Source organism: Streptomyces sp. NPDC058576 (genome assembly GCF_042718715.1).
Taxonomy (GTDB): domain Bacteria; phylum Actinomycetota; class Actinomycetes; order Streptomycetales; family Streptomycetaceae; genus Streptomyces.
This window is the reverse complement of sequence record NZ_JBHXPF010000097.1, coordinates 16,286-19,679: the sequence shown is the minus strand read 5'-3', so window position 1 is coordinate 19,679 and position 3,394 is coordinate 16,286. Positions and strand designations below refer to the sequence as shown.

Here is a 3,394-nt window from a genome sequence, read left to right as displayed (position 1 = left end):
GTGCTAACACCCCCCTGGTCCTCTGTTAAAACCGTGCCCCCGCTAGTCGTCCCCCCGCCCGCGCCGCGGATCCCTGAGGATCCGGGCCTCGGCCGTTTCCCTGCCCGTGCCGGACGCTCGGACATCCCTCCCGGACGCTGAGCCATGGGCGGGGGCCGCCCCGCCGCGCGAGGCTGGTGCCATGACTCAGACAGACGCGACCACAGCAGCGACCTCCGTGCAGGGCCCCGTACTCGTGACCGGCGGCACCGGCAAGACCGGCCGCCGGGTGGTGGCCCGCCTCCGCGAGCGGGGGGTGGAGACCCGGGCCGCCTCGCGCTCCGGCGACACCCCGTTCGACTGGGCGGACCCCACCACCTGGGGCCCCGCCCTGGAGGGAGCCACCGCCGTCTACATCGTTCCGCTCGACACCTCGCCCTCCCCGACGGTCCCCTTCGTCGAACAGGCCGTCGCGAGCGGGGTGCGGCGACTCGTGCTGCTCTCGGCCCGGGGCGTGGACGTGCCCGGCTACTTCGGTCCCGGCCACGACGTCGGCGGCCCGCACGGTGAGGGCGAGCGGGCGCTGCGTGGCTCCGGCGTGGACTGGACAATCCTGCGGCCGGGCTGGTTCGCCCAGAACTTCAGCGAGGGCGTCTTCCTCGACGGCGTACGCGACGGGGAACTGGCCCTCCCCACGGGGGACGGGAAGGCCGCGTTCATCGACGCCGACGACATCGCGGCGGTGGCCGTCGCCGCGCTCACCGAGGACGGCCACGCGGGCGAGGAGTACGGGCTCTCGGGCCCCCGCGCGCTCGGTATCGCCGACGTCCTGGACGAGATCGCGAAGGCGACCGGGAAGCGCGCCGCGTATGTGCCCCTCGACTCGTCCGCCTTCCGGGCCGGGCTCGTCGCGGACCAGGGCTTCACGGACGAGGAGGCGGGCCTGTGGACCGACGCGCTGATCCCGATCACGACGAGCCGTGAAGCGCCCGTCCTGGACGGGGTGCGCCGTGCGCTCGGCCGGGAGCCGCGCGACTTCGCCGACTTCGTGCGGGACGCGGCGGAGCGGGGGGCCTGGGGCTAGGGGGTGCCGTTCGGATCATGTCGGGCTCGCGTGCCGGACCCCGCTCCCTGATCCGACCTGATCCACACGACACGCCCTTGGCGGTGTCCGTCGGATCAGGGCCGGACAGGCCGTGCCAGGCGTCGCGGACCCGGCCGAGATCCGCCGGACACCCCCTGGGGCCGGCCGGAGGTCCGGAGCCGGCGGTGGGCCCTGGGGCCGAGGGGAGCGATCCCCCGACCCGGACGCGCGGCGAACCGGCCGTTCCCGCGGCCCCGACGGCGGCGCCGCGGAACGCGACGGCAGCCGCCCGCCCCCTCACCCCGCCGGGGCGGCCGCCTCCGCCGTCCCGGCGGCGACCGCCTCCCGTCGGAACGCGCTCGGGCTCTCGCCGCGCAGCCGCTTGAACGCCGCGCTGAAGCCGAACGCGTCCGCGTAGCCGACCCGCCGGGCCACGGCCGCCACGGTCAGCTCCGGGCGGGTCAGCAGGTCGGCCGCGAGCGTCATCCGCCACTCGGTCAGGTAGGCCACCGGGCCCTCCCCGACGAGCTCGGTGAACCGCTTCGCCAGGGTCGTCCGGGACACCCCCGCCCGGACGGCCAGCTCCGCCGTCGTCCAGGGGTGCGCCGGGTCGTCGTGCATCGCCCGCAGGGCCGGCCCCGCCACCTCGTCGCCGAGCGCCCCGTACCACCCCGGCGGATCCGCCTCGGGCCGGTCGAACCAGTCCCGCAGCGTGCACACCAGCATCCAGTCCAGCAGCCGGTCCAGCACGATCTGGTCGCCCGGCCGCCCGCCGCGGATCTGCGCCTCCAGGTAGTCGCGCATCGGCGCGCAGTCCTCCTCGTCGGGGACCACGAGGGCCGGTGGAAGCGCCCGCAGGAGCCGCTGGGGAACCTGCGCCTGTACGTCGTAGGTGGCGGCCAACAGCACGGTGGCGCAGTCGAATTCGGGGCCGCGGTCCGGCGGCGCGCCGGTGTCCCGGACCTGGCCCCAGCGCACCTCCCGTACGCCGTGGGACCGCCCCGTCCCCGGACCGTCCGCCGGGTCGTCGGTGAAGACGAACGGGGCCGGACCCCGGACGATCGCGCCCTCACCGACCTTCACCCGCAGCGGCCGGCCGCCCTCGGGCACGATCCACCCCGCACCCCGCAACGGCAGGCACAGGGTCAGATACGCCCCGTCCGTGAACCGGAGCGACCAGGGTGCGCACAGCACCGAACGGCCGAACACCGCGCCCCTGCCCCGCACGCCCCGCAACAGCTCGTCGAACACATCCATGACGCCCAGCCTAGGCAGAGTCGCCCCCCTCCCGGACGATGTCCCGGACGATCACCTATGCACGACGGACGGACGCCCATGGGCCGGGCAGGGGCCGGCACGGTGGACTGGGCCCATGACGACGCAGAGCACGCACACCACCCCGTCCGCCGTCCTCGTCCTCGGCGCGACCGGCAAGACCGGCCGCCGGGTCGTGGCCCGCCTGCGCGAAGGCGGAACGGCCACGGTCCGGCCCGCCTCCCGCTCCGGCGAGGTCCGGTTCGACTGGACCCTCCCCGACACCTGGGAGCCCGCACTCGCCGGAGCCGACGCCCTCTACCTGATCGCCCCCGAGGACCCGTCCCCCGTGCGGGAGTTCGTGACCCGCGCCGAGGCCTCGGGGGTCCGCCGCTTCGTGGTCCTTTCCGGCCACGGCATCGAGCAGGCGGGCGAGGGCTTCGGCCGGGGCATGGCGGCGGCGGAGGACGCGGTACGGGAGTCCGGGGCCGAGTGGACCCTCCTGCGCCCCAACAACTTCTTCCAGAACTTCGACGAGGACCTGTGGCTGGCCCCGCTCCGCGCCGGCCGTCTCGGCCTGCCGATCGGGGACATGCCCGAGCCCTTCGTCGACGCCGACGACGTCGCGGCGGTCGCGGCGGCCGTGCTCACCGAGAGCGGCCACGCGGGCCGCACCTACGACCTGTCCGGCCCCCGCGCCCTCACCTTCGCCGAGGCCACGGAGGCCATCGCCCGCGCGGCGGGCCGCCCCGTCCGCTACGAGGAGCTGACCCCTCAGGCGTACCGCGCCGAACTCCTCGCCCAGGGCTGGCCGGAGGCCGCCGCCGACTCCCTCGGCGCGATGTTCGCGCTGCACCGCGCGGGCCACACGGCCGAGGTGACCGACGGCGTCCGCCAGGTGCTCGGCCGGGAGGCGGCGGACCTGGAACCGTGGGCGCGGCGGATCGCGGCCACGGGGGTCTGGGCCTAGGGCCTTTCGTTCGGATCAGGCCGGGCTCGCGGGCTCCGGCCTGATCCGAACGAAAAGCCCCGGGCCGGCCGGGCCGGCCGGGTGGGAGCCGGTGTCTTATTAAAAAA

3 protein-coding genes are annotated in these 3,394 nt (G+C 75.7%); 2 read left to right on the top strand and 1 reads right to left on the bottom strand.

Annotated features, from left to right (window positions below; all coding sequences use genetic code 11):
- Positions 1 to 181: 181 nt before the first annotated feature.
- Positions 182 to 1,063: an NAD(P)H-binding protein gene (locus ACFWRV_RS35035; protein ID WP_384340038.1), complete on the top strand. Its 882-nt coding sequence runs from the start codon at positions 182 to 184 to the stop codon at positions 1,061 to 1,063.
- Between the two features lie 297 nt (positions 1,064 to 1,360).
- On the opposite strand, the gene ACFWRV_RS35030 is transcribed toward ACFWRV_RS35035, so the two are convergent.
- Positions 1,361 to 2,320 carry an AraC family transcriptional regulator gene (locus ACFWRV_RS35030; protein WP_384340036.1) on the bottom strand — a complete coding sequence of 320 codons (960 nt, stop codon included), beginning with the start codon at positions 2,318 to 2,320 and terminating at the stop codon, positions 1,361 to 1,363.
- Positions 2,321 to 2,435: 115 nt separating this feature from the next.
- On the opposite strand from ACFWRV_RS35030, the gene ACFWRV_RS35025 reads away from it, so the two are divergent.
- The gene (locus ACFWRV_RS35025; protein ID WP_384340035.1) at positions 2,436 to 3,287 is read left to right on the top strand and encodes an NAD(P)H-binding protein; all 852 of its coding nucleotides are present in this window, start codon (positions 2,436 to 2,438) and stop codon (positions 3,285 to 3,287) included.
- Positions 3,288 to 3,394 lie beyond the last annotated feature (107 nt).